Origin of the sequence: Aestuariibacter sp. GS-14 (assembly GCF_006494365.1) — a bacterium.
In the GTDB taxonomy this organism is placed as follows: Bacteria; Pseudomonadota; Gammaproteobacteria; order Enterobacterales; family Alteromonadaceae; genus Alteromonas; species Alteromonas mangrovi.
Map to the genome: position 1 here is coordinate 126,726 of NZ_VHIP01000006.1, position 18,301 is coordinate 145,026.

Genomic DNA, 18,301 nt, shown 5'->3' on the forward strand with positions numbered 1-18,301 from the left:
AAGCGGCTTTTTCAATGGGTTACCCAAATTTAAAAATCGTACTTATACGACAAACTAAAGCTGGTTCCCTTTGTCTCAGACCGTGCCAGGGTATTCTCAAATTCCAGCTCTTGCTGGTCATTAAGGATATTCTGAACCTTGAATGTGACAGTGGTATTAAAGTCCGGGAAGTACTTATACACCATATCCAACGAGTGGAACGGCGCTTCGTAGGTATCATCGAAGAAGTCGATACCCGGAATAATAATCCGCTCACCAAACACGTTGTAAACCAATGATCCTGAATGTTCACCGTTATCTGAGTCATAACCTAATTGAAGGTTAACCACATATTGTGAGTGACCTGTTAAACGGCGCTTCAGGTTAGTAATCGACGCAGACACACCAGTTTGCTCAACGATGTTCTGACGATCCAATTGGATCTCCGAATCACTAAGAGTAACGTTACCCGACACGAATAGGTTGTCCCAGATACCGTCCCCAATCACTTCCAGACCTTGCAGGAATTCTACTTCAACGCCATAAAGCTCACCTGATTCAGCGTTAGCAATACGCACCAAAGGCGGTCCATCCTGGGCAGGTGACTGTACAGATTCAATCGGGTCTGTCATGTCTTTGTAGAATAAACCCACAGACAAGTTATTACCGGCTTCGCGATACCATTCCCAACGAATATCGTAGTTAGCGATTTTCGTTGTTCGGATACCCGGGGTACCCCCAATCGGGAACTCCGTTAACGGATCGATATAGGTGGCTGAAGACACTTCACGCAAATCCGGACGAACTACAGTTTGACCGAAGCTCACACGTAATTGCATGTCTTCTTCCAGGAAGTAAGTCAAAGCAATTGACGGATAAAAATCATCTTCCAGGAACGCCAACTGATCTCGGTCAGCATCATCTGACAAGTCAATTTGGTTGGTTCTCGGATTAAACGGTACAACCGCCTGACGGAAGTCTTCATACCGCACACCACCGCTCAAACGCCATTTGTTATCGAAAAACAAATCCGCTTCTAAGTAATAAGCGTCGATCATTTGGGCAGCAATGTAATCGTCACCGGCAATCGTGGTGTCACGCAACAGATTAATACTGGTGTAACCGGCTGAGTCGAGCACGTCGTCGGTTAATATATCCGAATATACGTTGCCTTCTAAAATAGACGCATCAGCAAACGCACGGGTACTGACGTCAAGTCGACGGTTTTCAGCGATACGCATTTTTTCAATGAAGTCGTAACCACCCTTGAATTCCATTTCCCAACGACCCGAAGACACCGGATAATTTACGTTGAAACCGTAGTTTTCTACGCGGTCATGCAATTCCTGGAACGAGTAACGTGCAGCTGTTTGCGCATTAGTTAATACACTTTCGTTTACTTTATCGAAAACACCATCCTGATTTTCATCAGTCAGGATGAAGCGCGCTTCCATGTTTCCAGGTGCGTTACGCGACGAACGGCCCAACGAGTATTTCCAGTCTACACCCAAAAAGCCGAGGCTCGGGAAGGTATGCATACCTTTCAACTGATTGGTGAACATCCGACGCTCTTCATACAATACTTCGTATTCGCGAATGCGCTGGTCGTCAATTAACTGAATGTTAGCCGAGTTACCTACTTTCTCGCGGAACTGATCACGCGTATCGTTTAAAACGATAAGGCTGTAATCAATCTGATGCTGACGGTTGTAATCGATACCCAAACTCATCAGGGTAGACCATTTAACCGAGTGTTCGGTGGTATCCACTTCATCAAAGAAGCGCACCATACGGATAGAATCTTCGCCATCACGCAGAGGTTGCTCACCGATGTATTCTTCAGAAACATTCCATTGATTGTTGTACCCGGTGGTGACCAGATATCCCCAACGCCACTCATCATCAATGTCGTGGCTGTTACCCAGTGTAAAGTTTAAGCCTGTGTCAGGATCCACTTTTTCCAGGAACGGATCGTAATCACGATTAAGGGCTTTAAACATTTCCACTGACTCAGCCTGAGTCAGGTCGTCTAAAAACTTATATTCGTTCCATTGCTGAACAATAGACGCAGGCGCTGCACGGGTGCCATCGTCCTTACCCATCCAGTCATCACCGCCGCCATTATAAAAATAGGCGTCGTCGAAGTTATTAGAATTGGTTCCCAAACTACCACTGATATTAAAAATATACTGTGATGGAATAGATTTAAGACGGACGTTTACGTTACCACCGCCGAAGGAAGCTGGCATAGAAGGCGAGAAGGCCTTTTGCACAGACAAACTTTCAATGATGCCTGATGGGAATAAATCCAGAGGAATAACGTTACGTGTTGGGTCAGGACTCGGTACTGAAGCACCATTTAATTGCGTTGATGAATAACGCTCACCTAAACCACGAACGTAAATAAATTTGCCGTCGACCAGGGTCAGACCCGTTACACGGCGAAGTGCAGATGCTGCATCGCCATCACCGGTTCTGGAAATTTGCTCCGCGCCCATAATATCGGCAACGAAAGCCTGGTTCTTACGCTCTTCGATTACAGCGGTCGCTGTACCTTTCAGACGCGTTCCTGTAGCAACAACTTCTTCAATCGCTTCTTCTTCACTCTGCGCCAGGGCTACACCTGACTGAGCGAACAGTCCGGCAGCCACCGCAAGTGACAAAGATTTGATAGAAAACTTGTAGGCAGGATTTTTCATTTTGCTACCTCGTTGAAAGCAATATCGACCAGAATGTGAGTACATCACGTTCTCTTAAACTTACAAGCAAGCCCGCTACACGTTGCAACGGGCTTACTTCGTAACTAACTACCGATTTTATTCCAGACCAATGGTCCAGCCAGCAGTCCAGTCGTCGCCTTCTTTAACTGCACCAACAAAGTCAGCGTTGTCGAAGAAGCTATCGCCAGTAAAGTCGAACGGTGTGGCCGTTGTAGTGCTGTAGATACCTGATAGTACGTCAGCCTGAGTTGCCGCAACTGAGTTACCTGTTTGAGTGTTCAGGAACCAGTTTTCCAAATCAACAGCTGTCGCTGCATTTTTGAAGTTTTCGCCGTTTTCACATGCGATTACAGAGTTGCTGAACGTAATGGTGCCATCGCCAAGGTTAGTTTGTGATTCAGTTGAATCTTCAACTTCAAAACACTCACCCATGCCTGACGGACCCGTTACGATGAAGTTATACAACTGAGCACCAGTACCTTCGCGAAGATACACGCCCTCTGAATCATCTTCACCGTCAAAGTTGTTACCAATAATGGTTACGTTAGCCAGTGAAGGATTAGATTGTGGTTCAATTGATGGGTTAGAACCGTCGTTGTCTGCTTCGATACCACGGTTGGCATCTGAATCATCAGTAGCCTGGCGAACCAACACATACTGCATGCGGCCCTGGAAGCCATTGTCCCAGTCAATGCTATCGTCCTGAATACCAGTTAATACCAGATACTTAACGTCAACTGCACCACCGAAGAATTCCACACCATCATCAGCATTGGCGTGAACTTGAACGTGGTCAACTGTAGTCCCAGAACCAACACCACCGAAGGTAATACCGTTCAGTTCGTTATCCAGTGCGATTTCATAACCACCAAACTGTACACGAACATAGCGCAGGATACCTGAGTTGTCTGTGATATCAGTACCACCAAATACCGCACCTTCTTCTACACCTTCAACCTGAAGGGCACAAGCAGAACCGTCTGTTGGACACTTGTTAGAAGGCGCATTACCCAGAAGAACCAGACCACCCCATTGACCAGCAGAAGTTGCTGCACCAGTTACATCTTCATAAGAAGTGAAAACGACTGGCTTAGCTGCTGTACCTTCAGCTTCGATTTTAGAGCCACGGCTCACTACCAGGTAATCGTTACCTGACGCGCCGTATACTGTTACACCAGGTTCGATAGACAGCGTAGCACTGTTCTCGTTGTCGCCGCCTACAAACACGGCACCAGATAGTGCGTAGATGTTACCTTCAGTCAGGTTAACGTCAGTCGTTAATGTACCGCTTAATGAACAGGTAGTCGTTACACCGTCAACAGACGCAATGTTAGACGTACCAGCCGGGCAACCAGAAGTTGATTCAACTACCTGAATTGTACCGCCACCGAAACCAAACGCCCAACCCTGACGCCAGTCAGAAGAACCAACCGCACCAATAAAGTCAGTCGCTTCGAAGAAACCGTCAACTTGAGACGCATCTTCACCTGCACCTAATAATGGGCTGTCAGCTAATGGCTTACCAGTAGAACTTAATAATATCGCTGATGCATCCAGAACCTGATTGCTGGTTTCTGCGGTGAACCATGCCGCTAAATCAGTGCCGCCGTTGGCAGTATCTGACTTGAAGTTTTCGCCGTTAGCACAAGCAATAACAGAAGACTTAACAGTGATGGTGCCGTCAGCCAGGTTTGCTTGTGACTCAGTTGAGTTCTCAACTTCGAAACACTCACCCATGCCAGATGGACCAGTAATAACCATGTTATAGATTTGAGCGCCAGTACCTTCGCGCAGGTACACGCCTTCTGAATCGTCTTCACCGTCGAAGTTGTTACCAATGATGGTCAGGTTAGAGATCATTGGGTTCGACTGTGGCGTGATGTCCGGAGTAGAACCGTCGTTATCTGCTTCGATACCGCGGTTTGCATCTCCGTCAGCAGTGTCATGCTGAACAAATACGTACTGTAACTTACCACGGAAACCGTTGTCCCAGTCTACTGAGTCATCCTGGTTAGCTGTTAACACAAGGTGTTTAATGTTTACGTTACCGCCAAAAAACTCAACGCCATCGTCAGCATTTGAGTGTACTTGCAGGTAATCTACTTCAGTGCCAGAACCTACACCGCCGAAGGTCACACCGTTTAATTCGTTATCTACGGCAATTTCGTAACCCGCATACTTTACAACTACGTAGTTAAGCGTACCTGAGCTGTCAGTTTCATCGGTACCACCAAATACCGCGCCTTCTTCAACACCTTCAACCTGAAGAGCACAGTCAGAACCGTCTTGTGGACATTTGTTTGATGGCGCATTACCTAATAATACAATACCACCCCACTGACCCGCGCCCACTTCATCACCTACTACGTCCTGGAACGAAGTGAAAATGATTGGCGCATCTGCAGAACCTACAGCTTCAATAGAAGAGTCACGGCTAACTACCAGGTAGTCACCACCGCTGCGACCAAAGATGATAGTGCCTTCTTCAATTACCAGATTTACACTGTTAGCTTTATCTTCACCAACAAATAACGGACCTTCAATTGCCCAAACTGTATCGTTAGTCAGCGTAATATTTCCGCTTTCGTCAGCGTCATCAGCTGTTAAGGTACCTGACAGTACGCGAACTTCAATGGTTTGACCCAGGGCTGCAGATACTTCAGAAGTCAAATAGCTGCTTTTCTCACCCGGTAACGTGTCGGTTGTGCCGCTGTCAGTACCACCTGTACCACTATCAGTGCCCGAGTTACCGTAGTTGTTGGTAACAGTAGAGCTGTTGTCGATACTACCTTCAGTGATGTTAATGTCGCCACCACAACCAGCAAGAGCCAGCGCCGCAGCAATGGCTGAGGCTTGAAATAACTGCTTAAGTTCCATGCGTGTCTCCAAGTGAGAAATAGACTTATAATTTAAAAACGCGAGAAGAGTACCTAAGCAAAATGACAGAAATGTTACATTACAGGTTCGTCACAAAACTTTAATAAAAAAACGGGGATAAAAATTAGGCCAATCGGAGTTTTTAGACTAGCAAACTCAGAATGAATACTAAATAACTATTTAATAACAACAAGTTAAATGCATTCACACAGATATCAGAAGTAACCAGCATCCAGCAGGGAACCGAGCTGAAACGGTAGTAAATCTGTCACAATTTATTCAGATACGTCCAGTAACTGACGTCGTTGGCGCATTAACAGCGATTCTTTAATCGGAAAATAACCATCACGGGCAACCAGTTTTTGCCCCGATTCAGACAATACGAAAGTAAGAAATTCGCGCACCAGTGTAGGCAGAGGTTCATCCGGTGCCTTGTTCACAACCAGATAGAGAAAGCGGGTAAAGGGATACTGTTGCTCACGCACGGTTTCGACACTCAGCGGAATAAACTGTTGCGCATTTTCACCCAGCGGCAACGCACGCACGCCGGCGGTTTTATATCCGTAAGCCGCATAACCCATACCGCCCTTACTGGATGCAACCGACAATACGACCGACGCCGATCCAGGTTGCTCATTCACGGTTTTGGTAAAATCACCATCGCACAACGCCATGATCTTAAACAAACCATAGGTGCCCGACACTGAGTTACGGCTAAACAGACGAATTGGCGCACCGTTACCGTAGGTATCCACACCAAGTTGTGACCAGTGTGTAATGGCTTCTTCCCCACCACAAAAACGGGTTGCAGAAAAAATCGCATCGACTTCAGATAAGGTTAAACCCGGCAATGGATTACGTCGCTCAACAAATATTGCAATGGCATCCAGCGCTACCTGGATTACCGTAGGCGGATAACCATGAGCGCGAATAAATGCCTGGATTTCGCTGGGTTTCAGTTCGCGGCTCATTGGGCCTATGGTGGCCGTACCTTCGGTTAGGGCAGGTGGCGCTGTAGATGAACCCGATGCCTGTATTTGAAATTTAACGTCAGGATATAAACTCTTAAATTCCTGTGACCACAGTGTCATTAAGTTTGCCAGGGTATCTGAGCCAACCGAAGTAATCTTGCCCGCCACGCCGGGTTTGCGTTCGTAGGCAGGCGCGTCAGCTATTGCGACACAAGAGCAGCAATACAGCAAAGAAAATACAACAATGCGAAACATTCTTAAGCGTCCTGACTGGCAATCATTTCGGCATCAAACTGGAAGAAAAACACACTGCCCTCTCCCACCTGACTGGTTATCTGAAGCTGTGAATTATGATGATTCAATACGTGTTTAACAATAGATAACCCAAGGCCTGAACCGCCGGTTTTACGTGACCGGGCTTTATCTACCCGGTAAAACCGTTCGGTTAAGCGCGACAAGTGTTGCTGCTCAATGCCATCACCATTGTCCTTAACCGCAAATTTAACGCCGTCTTTAGTCACTTTCCAGTACACATCAATTTTCCCACCCGGCGGTGTATAGTGAATGGCGTTAAAAATCAAATTTGAACAGGCACTGCGCAACTCGGTTTCGATACCATATATTTTTACGCCGCGTTCCAAATGAAACGCAATAGTGTGCCCTTTATCCTTATTTAAGGTATCCGCTTCCAGCTCAATTTGACGCAGCATGGCAGCCATATCTACCGTATTCTCATAAATCCGCTCAGAACTGGCCTCAATACGCGACAATACCAGCAAGTCTTCAATCAGGCTTTGCATGCGGTGGGTTTGCGCCGTCATTTCCATAAAGGCCTTTTGAGTGAGGGGATCCAGCTCATCTTCATCACCAGCCAGAATTTCCAGATAGCCATTGATCACGGTTAACGGTGTGCGCAGTTCATGAGACACATTGGCTACGAAGTCTTTGCGCATTTCTTCCAATTGCGACACGCGGGTAACATCACGGGCAATCAGTAATAAATGCTCTTCGCCATAAGGCATAATCCGGTATTCAAAGGTCTTTTGCGGATTGAGCGGCGATGGTACTTCAATGGGATAGTGATAATTGCCGGCATGAAAGTACTGAATGAACTCAGGATGGCGGATCAGGTTATCCAACCGCCGCCCGGCATCACCCGGCCAGCGCAAACCAAGTTCTAAACGCGCAAGCCGGTTACACCAGATGATACAGGCTTTGGCATCCACCACCACAGCGGCATCCGGCAAGGCTTCGGAACCTTCCCGAAAGCGCTTCACCAGCGCGCCAAGCTCCTTGCGCTTGTTGCGATTACGGCGTTGCAGGTAATAAATGCCTTCGTAAATATGTTCCCACAAGCCGTTAACCGAAGGCGGAGACATTTTCCTACTGTGCCACAACCAGCGATTAAGCTTGAACAGGTGCCAGTAGTTGAACAACAACAAACCTGTTGTGCCCAAGGCTACTGCCAGCAGCATGTCATCGAGATACCACCCAACAAGGGCAAAAATAAACAGGAAAAGACACAACCGCACTATCGATTTAAACCATGAAAAGGGGTAGTACATCCCGGTTTATCCTTTACTCGCGCGACCGTGTTTCAGAACTGAATGGGGCAACTATACCCCATTGTGCCAATGACTTACAGTTTAGTAGAAAAGCGATAGCCTGCGCCACGTACGGTTTGTATCATGGCATCGTGACCGTGCACACCTATTGCCTTACGCAAACGCCGAATATGCACATCCACCGTGCGATCTTCTACATACACATTGGTGCCCCATACGTTATCAAGCAGTTGTTCGCGGCTATATACCCGCTCCGGGTGCGTCATGAAAAAGTGCAGTAACTTGTATTCCGTTGGCCCCATGTCCAGTGCGTCGTCATTAGCCATTACCCGGTGCGAGATAGGCTCGAGTTTTAATCCGTTAAATTCGATGGGCTGTTCATTAGATGTAGGGGTAACGCGACGCATCACCGCTTTGATCCGCGCAACCAGCTCTTTCGGTGAAAACGGCTTGGTAATGTAATCGTCGGCACCCGCATCCAGTCCGCGGATTTTATCTTCCTCTTCCCCGCGGGCTGTGATCATGATCACAGGAATATCGCGGGTAAACTCATGTTGCTTCAGACTCTTAGCCAACTGCACGCCACTACCACCAGGTAACATCCAGTCCAACAGAATCAAATCCGGATAGGGCTCTACCAGTTTTTGTTGCGCAATGTCGTAGTCTTCCGCCTCAATTGTTTCAAATCCTGACTGCTCCAGCACAAATTTCAGCATGTCGCGAATCGGCGCTTCATCTTCCACTAACAAGACTCTTCTAGACATAGTTTTTTTCCAGCTCATAAGAAAACGCCGCTATTATTATCAGGGTGTGTGACAATTTTATTAAACGATTACATTATTATGTCAAGTTTATGAACTTTGGCGCCTGCGAATTATATTCCGTATAAGTGACACACTCATAACGTTAAACTCTCGGGTATAACTTGTTAATTCAGCGAATAGCACATATTCTTGACGAAGCAGTTATTTTTCAGTCGGTATAGCGAATAGGTTGCAAATGGCGTCGGTGCAGACAGGATTGTCGAGAAAACTTCTTACCCGTGTGTTGTCGGTGTACTTTATACTGACATTTATCGTTACCATAGGTCAGATATTTACTGAATACCTAAGCACCAAGAGCCATATTGAATCTGAACTTCAAACCTTAAAAAACACCTTCTCCACCAGTCTTACCCGAGCCATTTGGGAAGTGAACATACCCCAGGCGCAATCCATAGCCGAAGGCTTAATGGAATTACCCATTGTTACAGGCGTGCAAATTCGCGACGAAAATGGTGAATACATAGCTGATCTGGGCATGACCATCGCGCAAATAAGGGCCCCCATCAGCACGGGCGAACTGGATGACCATAGCGGTGGTTTGTTCAGCTACAGCTTCCCGTTAATTTTCGAGTTTTCCAATCGCGCCTCAACGGTGGGTGATGTCACGCTTTACTCTAATTTCAATATCATTTTTAGTCGTATCGAAGTGGGGATATTTTTCCTGCTGGGCAATGCCATTGTAAAAACCGCCTTTTTGGTATTTTTATTCATGACGGCCTTCAGAAGAATGCTTTCCGACCCGCTAATGGAAATCACTCAGCAAATGAGTGCGTTTAACCCCGAACACCCTGAAGAATCTAAAGTAAAATTAACCCTACATGACGAAAATGAACTTCGCTTGCTGCAATACTCTTATAACCAGGTTATTGACGATCTGATTATTTCTCAGCAAAAGCTTAAGAGCACGCAGGAAGAACTCAAACGGGTAAACAAAAAGCTGGACGACCAAAACTTACTGTTAGAGCAAGAGGTGGCCAAGAAGACAGCTTCCCTAAGCCAGATCATGCTGGATCTGGAGCGCCAAAAAGACGAACTAATCACCAATCAGCGTGAGCTGCGTCAGGAAAACGAGAACCGTCAATATATTGAAAACGTGCTGCGCGACAAAAACAAGGAACTGGCTAAGTCTATGGAGCACCTTAAACTCGCTCAGGAACAGTTACTCGAATCTGAGCGCATGGCTTCATTAGGCGGATTGGTAGCTGGCATTGCGCACGATGTGAACACGCCACTGGGTGTTGGTGTAACGGCCGCCAGTTTCCTGCGCGACCGCATTGATACCGTAAAAGCGGCATATGAAGACAAATCTCTGACCAACAAAACCATGGCTTCGTTTTTAGGTGAAGCTGAACAAACCACACACCTGCTGCTTACTAACCTGAACCGCGCATCAGAGCTTATTACCAGTTTTAAACAGGTAGCGGTGGATCAAACCAGCGAAGCTGAGCGAGTGTTCAATTTAAAAATCTATTTGAACGAAGTGTTGCAGTCGCTGGCTCCGTCATTTAAACATCAACAACACACCGTGAATATTGACTGCCCTGACAATCTGGATATCCGTTCAGCGCCCGGCATCATTGCTCAAATCTTTACCAATATGATCATGAACTCTGTTATTCATGGATTTGAAAACATGAACGGCGGCATCATCAATCTGGTAGTGAAGGAAGAAGACGAAGACGTTGTTATTACCTATGAAGACAACGGGTGCGGCTTGAATGAAAGTCAACTTGACCGGTTATTCGACGCATTCTTTACCACTAAACGTGGACAGGGTGGCAGTGGCTTAGGTACGCACATTATGTACAACCTGGTGACACAGGCACTGGACGGCCAGATTGAAGCATTCAGCGAACCGGGTAAAGGTTTGCGATACCAGATCCGCTTTCCCAAACGCACCTAATCTATAGTCAACCCGCGCTTGCGATCACCGGGCAGCACTGCTAACCTTTGCCGCCCTTTTCAGAAGAATATTTTGCTTTATGTGGTTTAAAAATATTAAGGCCTATCGGCTGACTCAACCCTTATCACTGGATGACGATGCGCTGCAAACAGCGTTGAATGAATTTGCATTCCGCCCGTGTGGCACGCAGGAAACCGCAACAATGGGTTTCGCATCTCCATTCCATTCAGCGGGACAACACAGTTTGCTGTTTCATCAGACGCAACTGCGTTATTGGATCACGTTGAAGAAGCAAGAGCGCTTATTGCCTTCATCTGTGGTGAATGCTGAACTGGCCGAAAAAGTAGAGCAAATCGAATCGGAAACTGGTTCTCCCGTGGGTAAAAAAGCCCAGTCCGATCTGAAACAGCAAATTATTACCCGATTGTTGCCACAGGCGTTTACTAAAAACACCTACATTAATGGCTTTATTTCAATTCCGGACAATCTGGTAGTGGTAGATGCCAGCGCTGATGGCAAAGCAGAAGCGTTCCTGGCAATGGTTCGCAAAGCCCTTGGCTCATTACCCGTTGTGCCACTGGTTCGCAGCAGCTTACAGAGCGAGTTAACCCACTGGTTAACCGAGCAGCCACCTGAAAAAATTGCCCTGCTGGAAGAAGCAGAGTTTAAGTCGACTGACGACACCGGCAGCATTATTCGTTGCAAGAACCAACCTCTGGACAGCGAAGAGATTCAGCATCACCTGGATGCCGGTAAACTCGTACAAAAAGTGGCTTTTGAATTCGACGAAACGCTGGAAGCAGTAATTCAGGAAGACGGCACCATCAAACGGGTGAAGTTTACCGACCGCATTAAAGAAGAAACCCAGGATATTCCAAAAGATCAGGTTGCTGCTCGTCTGGATGCGGAGTTTGCTTTAATGTCTGCTGAAATCTGCGGCGTAGTTGGCTATCTCAGTGACGCACTGGGATTAGACAGAGACCTGTAAATCAGCGCCTCTAATTAACGCCGCCAGGCTTGCCTGCGGCGTTGAGTGGCACTTCGCCACGCCCACTCGGCTGGCCCGTAATAAAACCGCGCTAACCACCAGCGCGACCAGGTTATTTGCGCAACCCAAATGATCACAACAACAGCCGTGACCTGCCAGCGCGACAGCGATGCATAAAGACCAAAACCCCATCCATAAAATACCAGGCTGCACAGTATGCTTTGCATCAGGTAGTTAGTGAGTGCCATTTGCCCTACTGGTGCGAGTCGGGAGGTGATTGCTGCGCCAATACTCTCCCCACGATATTCTAGCTGACGGGCAAACAACATAAATGCACAGGTATAACCCCACGCCGTAAACAAGGCTCCCCACAAATTCCACAATCGATTTATAGAGAACGAGTCGGGTAAGGCAAATTCAGTGCTGACAATTAACCACGCGCCGGTAGCACTCAATACCCAGCCTGTTGGGAGGCTCAGCGAAAGATGAATAATATAGAAACGCGATGACCTGGCAGCTAATAACACACTGGTTTTAAACAGTGCCATTCCCATCAGCATGATCCCCGACATACGCACCAACAAAGGAATAAGATAACTGGTTTGATATTCAACAGTAGACGCCACACGGTAACTGGCCTGCTCCCACCAGGTACCCCGATTGGCATTAATTTCTGCGGTTAATTCACTGGCTGGAGGAAAGAATGTCAGGTAGGTTTCTGTCAGTTCGTCTGGTGACATACCACTCCCCCCCCAGTACATCAGTAAATACAGCAAGCTAATGGCAAATTGCAACGCCACCGCCAGTATCCACAAATTGCGGACTCGCCAGTATCTGCAAGGGTAAATTATCATGCCAGCAATGGCATAAGTAACCAGTATGTCCCCCCACCAGACCAGATAACCATGGAGCATGCCTATCATCAGTAACCAAAACATACGCCGATAGTGTAATCGTCTGGCCTGTTGTTCATCCCCGGCCCGTTCTGCCATCAACAGAATACCGGCACCGAACAACATCGCAAACAGCGCGTAAAACTTTTCGGCAAACAGAAGCTCACTTAAGAACCAGTGCAGTTTGTCGGCATTCGAAAGCGGCCCTGCCGCAAAGGGATTGGAGTACACGATTTCCGGATAAGCAAAAGCAATGGCATTCATCATAAGAATACCCAGCAAAGCGAAGCCGCGAAGGGCGTCAAGGCACACATACCTGGCATTGACTGACAATGCCAGATTGACCTGAGGGGCTTTTAATTCAGACAAACTCATTCCTTGTTCACCCATTCAAAAGTGAGTCGGTTGGCCGTTTTTGTGTAGCTAAAGATAGCTAATCACATCGATAAACCGGGTTAACGGACCCTTCGCTTTATACCCGTGTCGCTGATTAGCATGAAACCGGGCGCTATCGCCTGCGTTAAGCGTATGCCATTGTTCGTTATAGTAAAGTAACAATTCGCCTTGTTGTACTACAACGTGTTCATAAACACCATTGGCATGTGGATCAGACCATTGTGTGTGGTCATTTAACAACGTGAGTTCAAACATTTCAAAGCGGGTCTCCGGGTTAAACGCAAACAGGGTATTAATATGAAAATTGGCTTCGTTGCGCTTGAGTGACTCGCTTACGGAATGCGGAGACACTTCAGTACTGCTAAGCAGCCCCGAAAATGAACACTGTAACCCGGTTGCAATTTTCCACAGGGTAGCCACAGTAGGACTGGACTCTTGCCGCTCGATTTGACCCAACATGGCTTTTGATACGCCACTGGCAGCAGACAGCCTGTCCAGGCTCAACCCCAGCGCTTTGCGGCGCTGTTTGATTTGCTGAGCGATACTGTATGTAATGTTGTCCTGCATATATTTCCCAATTGTGCGTTATAACGCACAATGTTATGCTGTTTCATCCGTGCGCTATAACGCACATTAACGGCAAATTCGCGATACTGCAATATTGAGGTTATCCATGTCAGGTTCATTTCGCATCAGCCATATCGCAGCAGGTCTTACTGCCGTAGTGGTTGGCTACAGCAGTTCGGTAGTTATTGTTATTGAAGCCGCACGTCAAGCAGGCGCAAACGAAACCCAAATCATTAGCTGGCTTTTGGTGCTTGGCCTCGGCATGGGTATATCCTGTTTGTATTTTTCTCTGAAATTCCGTATGCCGGTGGTTACCGCCTGGTCAACGCCTGGTGCCGTTTTTCTTATTTCTACTGCCGGAGCCTTCACGTTGGCCGAAGTCACCGGTGCATTAATTGGCGCGGGCGTGCTCAGTCTGATAGTCGGGCGAAGCCGCGCACTTTTGCGGGGTATAGAGCGAATCCCTCCCGCCCTTGCAGCAGCAATGCTTGCAGGCATACTGCTTCCCTATTGCCTTAAAGTATTTAGCAGTGCAACCCACTCGCCGCTATTAACGATAATGTTTGTAGGGATCTATTTGATAGGCAGCCGCTTTTTCGCGCGCTATCTCATGTTAGTGCTGCTATTGGTCGCAGGCATTGCTGCCTGGATGTTGAGCCCGGCCGATGTGCAACCGGTAACGTTGGGACTACCTGCATTGGAGTGGGTTACACCAGCGTGGTCACTGTCTGCATTTGTGAGCATTGGGATACCCTTGTTTCTTATTACCATGTTGTCGCAGAACTTGCCTGGGATCAGTATTTTACATAGCCATCAATACAAGCCCGACAATCGATTTGTACTAACGGGTATCGCTCTGCTTCAACTGATCTGCGCACCATTTGGTGGGTTTATGTATAACCTGGCTGCTATAACCGCCGCTATTTGTATGGCTGATAGCGTAGATGACGACCCTTCTCAACGATATAAGGCTGGCGTTGCTGCTGGCTTAGGCTACTTGTTGTCGGGTGTAATGGCGGTGGCGATTGTGTCGGTGTTTACACTTATGCCTATTGTAGTAACACATTTGCTGGCGGGTATTGCGCTGTTTGCCACGCTACAAAGCAGCCTGCTTCGCGCCTTGGAAGAAGCCCATTACCGACAGTCAGCACTAATGACAATGCTATGCAGTGCGTCTGGATTAACCGTACTGGGTATGAGTGCGCCAGTGTGGGGATTGTTGCTGGGAGTGGTAACTCTGGTTGTTGCAAATAGCTGGAAACAGCCGATGGTTGGGAAATAGCCAACGAACGCGGCAACAACGCTGCCGCGAACGCTTGCTGTATTTAAGCAAAAATCTGTTTTGCAGCAGCGCGCATTTCAGCGAATTCGTCTGACAACAGTGTATTAACGTCTTCCACTACACCACGCTGAACGGCAAGGTTCAGAATCGCATCTTTCTGACGGTTGATTTGGCCGGATAGCGCTGCGCCTACACGCACGAAATCTACGTAACCCAGTTTTTCTGGCAGGTACGCCAGATCATGCCAACGTTCAGCAACAGTAACAAAGCTCTCACCAAAACCCCAGCTTTGCATGATGCTGCCACCAATTCGCGGCGCGAGTTTATCAATAGCGTCATCGAGGAACGTAGGGCTGGCAAACACTTCAACGTGGCGCTCGGCTTCCGTTAGAATTGGCAACACACCAATGTTGTGAACTAAAGCGGTAAGCGTCATGGTATCGATGGTCATTTCGCGATTTTTGGTACGGGCAGTGTACATTTGCAGTGCTGCCATCGCATTGGCCACTACGTCTACCGTATTGTTCCACTCGCGCTTCATGTAATCGCCTACCAGCTCATTTTTGGACACAAACAGTTGTTCCATGGCCAGTGCCGTCGCAATGTTTTTAATTTGGCGCAAGCCAATTCGGGTAACAGCCTGAGAAACCGACGTTACCTTTACCGCACGCCCCATATAAGCGCTGTTGGCAATTTTGATCATGCGCGCACTCAGAGAAGGGTCTAATCCAATTACATCACCCATCTGATGAAGGTTAATGTCTGGATCATCTGCTGCTTTACGCACTTTTAAGGCAACTGCAGGTAATGTGGGTAATACCAGGGTATCGTTCTTGATCTTTTCAACCAGAATGGTTAACAGCGCGTTTTGTGTCGACATAGTCCTACCTTAGTCTTGGCTTATTATGTGCCTGGCGTGCACCGGGCAACTATTCTTTTGCGATCTCATGCCTTCCTTGCTATCGGCATTAGTATGCATAAAATCCAATATATCAACGAATCAGAGATCGTGCACCCAGGGATTGTTATTCTTTTTGACCCTGCGCAATAAAAAAGCCGGGCCATACAGAAACACGCAACTGTTGTGACATCCAGCGTGTTTGCCCTGTCTGGTCTGAGTATAGCATCTGCATAAAAGGTTAGTTATGCTAACGTTAATTTTCAGACAATTAAATTACAGAACAACAATAATCGACGGAAATCCTATGAAACTGTTATTTACCAAGACCTTACTTGCTACCCTGGTAGGCGCAACGCTGTCTTTAACTGGCTGTAGTCAGCCATCCACGGATTCAGCAAAAGCCAGCGCGCCAGCCTCACCTGCTTTATTAGTTGCACCAGAACGCCTGGATATTTATCACAACGTCCCTTTGCAGGCAGACCTGAGCCATTTGAGTGACAACCAGAAAGCCATGCTGTCGTTGTTAATTGACGCATCCGATATTATGGATGACCTCTTCTGGCAACAGGCGTTTTATCAGAACAAAGCAGAATTTCTGGCATCAATCAGTGATGCAAAAGTCCGTCATTTTGCTGATATCAACTATGGCCCATGGGATAGATTAAATGGCGATAGCCCGTTTTTAAGCGGCTTTGCTGAAAAAGCCCCAGGCGCAGAGTTTTATCCGCATGACATGACAAAAGACGCGTTTAACAATGCTGCGTTTACCGACAAAGACGGCCTGTATTCCGTTGTTCGTTACGACGATGCAGGAAATCTTACTAGCATACCTTATAGCCAAGCCTATGCAGCGCCACTTCAAAAAGCCGCTGCGCTGCTGAAAGAAGCGGCCAAACTAGCTGATCATCCGGAGTTTGCCAATTACCTGCAATTGCGCGCAGACGCCCTCCTTTCCGATGACTACCTGGCGTCGGATATGGCCTGGATGGACATGAAAACCAACCCGATTGAACTGGTTATTGGTCCGATTGAAAGCTACGAAGATCAATTATTCGGCTACCGTGCTGCGTTTGAAGCTTATGTACTGATTAAAGATATGGCCTGGAGTGACAAACTGGCGAAATACGCTCAGTTTTTACCCGAACTACAGCGCGGCTTGCCCGTGCCGGATGCTTACAAACAAGAAACCCCAGGGTCGGATGCCGACCTGAACGCCTATGATGTAGTGTATTACGCAGGCCATTCTAATGCAGGCAGTAAAACCATTGCGATAAACCTACCCAACGACGAACGTGTGCAATTGGAAAAAGGTACGCGCCGATTACAGTTAAAAAATGCCATGCAGGCTAAGTTTGATCATATTCTTGCCCCCATCGCTGATCTATTGATTGCGCCGGCACAGCGCGAACACGTTACCTTTAACGCGTTTTTCGCTAACACCATGTTTCATGAAGTCGCGCACGGATTGGGCATTAAAAATACCCTGACGGGTGGGCAAACAGTTCGCGCCGCGTTAAAAGAACACGCTTCTGCACTGGAAGAAGGCAAAGCCGATATTCTGGGGTTATACATGGTACAAAGCCTGTTGGAAAAAGGCGAAATCACCGAAGGTACGCTGAAAGACTATTACGTGACCTTTATGGCAGGTATTTTCCGTTCGGTGCGCTTTGGAGCCAGTTCTGCACACGGCAAAGCCAATATGATCCGCTTTAACTACTTTGCTGAAGCAGGGGCGTTTGACCGCGATGATAAAGGGTTGTACAGCGTGAACATGGAAAAAATGTCTGCGGCTGTCGCGTCGTTGAGCGAGCGTATTCTGACACTGCAGGGCGACGGAGATTACACCGGCGTTGCTGAATTAGTTGCAGACAAAGGCGTAATTAAACCACAACTGGCTGCCGATTTAGACAGACTGGCCAGTGCCAGTATCCCGGTTGATATTGTGTTCGAACAGGGCAAGGTGCAACTGGGTCTCAAGTAAACGTCATTTCAATCACGTAATTAAAACAAGGAAGCCGCTATTCAGCGGCTTCCTATTTTATTCACTGCGCTATTCCAGCGGCTTCATTTTATCGGTATAAGGTGGCCAGCCCAAAGGCTTACCCGCTAATACGTGCAGATGAATGTGATACACCGTTTGTCCGCCGTATTCATTACAATTCATCACCGCGCGATAACCCTGGCTGGCAAAGCCTTTTTGCGCTGCCAGTTTAGCGGCCACAAAATACAAATGACCCACCAGTTCGCGGTCGTCCTCGGTAATGTCATTAATCGTGGCAATGCGTTTTTTTGGGATCACCAGAAAATGCACCGGAGCCTGAGGATTGATATCACTGAACGCCAGCGCCAATTCATCCTCGTATAAAATATCAGCCGGAATCGACTTATCTATAATTTTGTCAAAAATGGTGTCAGCCATCCGTTCTCTCCAATAA

13 protein-coding genes are annotated in these 18,301 nt (G+C 47.4%); 4 read left to right on the top strand and 9 right to left on the bottom strand.

Annotation, left to right across the window (positions count from 1 at the left end):
* Positions 1-29 precede the first annotated feature (29 nt).
* The 5 genes from FJ444_RS11750 to phoB form a co-directional block, all read right to left on the bottom strand.
* Positions 30-2,678: a TonB-dependent receptor domain-containing protein gene (locus FJ444_RS11750; protein WP_140958488.1), complete on the bottom strand. Its 2,649-nt coding sequence runs from the start codon at positions 2,676-2,678 to the stop codon at positions 30-32.
* 117 nt (positions 2,679-2,795) lie between these two features.
* Positions 2,796-5,576: a hypothetical protein gene (locus FJ444_RS11755; protein ID WP_140958489.1), complete on the bottom strand. Its 2,781-nt coding sequence runs from the start codon at positions 5,574-5,576 to the stop codon at positions 2,796-2,798.
* 275 nt (positions 5,577-5,851) lie between these two features.
* Entirely contained in the window at positions 5,852-6,802 is a 951-nt protein-coding gene (locus tag FJ444_RS11760; RefSeq protein WP_140958490.1) for a PstS family phosphate ABC transporter substrate-binding protein, read from the bottom strand.
* Between the two features lie 2 nt (positions 6,803-6,804).
* On the bottom strand, positions 6,805-8,112 hold the full coding sequence (gene phoR, locus FJ444_RS11765; protein WP_140958491.1) for a phosphate regulon sensor histidine kinase PhoR: 1,308 nt from the start codon (positions 8,110-8,112) through the stop codon (positions 6,805-6,807).
* Between the two features lie 74 nt (positions 8,113-8,186).
* Entirely contained in the window at positions 8,187-8,876 is a 690-nt protein-coding gene (phoB, locus tag FJ444_RS11770; protein ID WP_140958492.1) for a phosphate regulon transcriptional regulator PhoB, read from the bottom strand.
* Between the two features lie 235 nt (positions 8,877-9,111).
* Here phoB and FJ444_RS11775 point away from each other — a divergent pair, with 235 nt between their 5' ends.
* Positions 9,112-10,839, top strand: a complete 1,728-nt coding sequence (locus FJ444_RS11775; RefSeq protein WP_140958493.1) for a HAMP domain-containing sensor histidine kinase — start codon at positions 9,112-9,114, stop codon at positions 10,837-10,839.
* Positions 10,840-10,918: 79 nt separating this feature from the next.
* The gene (rdgC, locus tag FJ444_RS11780; protein WP_140958494.1) at positions 10,919-11,827 is read left to right on the top strand and encodes a recombination-associated protein RdgC; all 909 of its coding nucleotides are present in this window, start codon (positions 10,919-10,921) and stop codon (positions 11,825-11,827) included.
* Positions 11,828-11,841: 14 nt separating this feature from the next.
* On the opposite strand, the gene FJ444_RS11785 is transcribed toward rdgC, so the two are convergent.
* Together FJ444_RS11785 and FJ444_RS11790 are read right to left on the bottom strand one after the other, a co-directional pair.
* Positions 11,842-13,089 (bottom strand): DUF418 domain-containing protein, encoded by a 1,248-nt coding sequence (locus tag FJ444_RS11785; protein WP_181405147.1) that lies wholly within the window; start codon positions 13,087-13,089, stop codon positions 11,842-11,844.
* Between the two features lie 54 nt (positions 13,090-13,143).
* Entirely contained in the window at positions 13,144-13,683 is a 540-nt protein-coding gene (locus FJ444_RS11790) for a helix-turn-helix domain-containing protein (protein ID WP_140958496.1), read from the bottom strand.
* Positions 13,684-13,789: 106 nt separating this feature from the next.
* Between FJ444_RS11790 and FJ444_RS11795 the strand changes: the two genes are divergently transcribed.
* Complete coding sequence (locus FJ444_RS11795) at positions 13,790-14,965, top strand: benzoate/H(+) symporter BenE family transporter (protein ID WP_140958497.1); 1,176 nt, start codon at positions 13,790-13,792, stop codon at positions 14,963-14,965.
* Between the two features lie 43 nt (positions 14,966-15,008).
* Here the strand turns inward: FJ444_RS11795 and FJ444_RS11800 are convergent, their stop codons facing one another.
* Entirely contained in the window at positions 15,009-15,845 is an 837-nt protein-coding gene (locus FJ444_RS11800; RefSeq protein ID WP_140958498.1) for an HDOD domain-containing protein, read from the bottom strand.
* Between the two features lie 325 nt (positions 15,846-16,170).
* On the opposite strand from FJ444_RS11800, the gene FJ444_RS11805 reads away from it, so the two are divergent.
* Complete coding sequence (locus FJ444_RS11805; RefSeq protein WP_140958499.1) at positions 16,171-17,847, top strand: Zn-dependent hydrolase; 1,677 nt, start codon at positions 16,171-16,173, stop codon at positions 17,845-17,847.
* Positions 17,848-17,916: 69 nt separating this feature from the next.
* Here FJ444_RS11805 and FJ444_RS11810 read toward each other — a convergent pair whose 3' ends face one another.
* Positions 17,917-18,285, bottom strand: a complete 369-nt coding sequence (locus FJ444_RS11810; RefSeq protein ID WP_140958500.1) for a histidine triad nucleotide-binding protein — start codon at positions 18,283-18,285, stop codon at positions 17,917-17,919.
* Positions 18,286-18,301 lie beyond the last annotated feature (16 nt).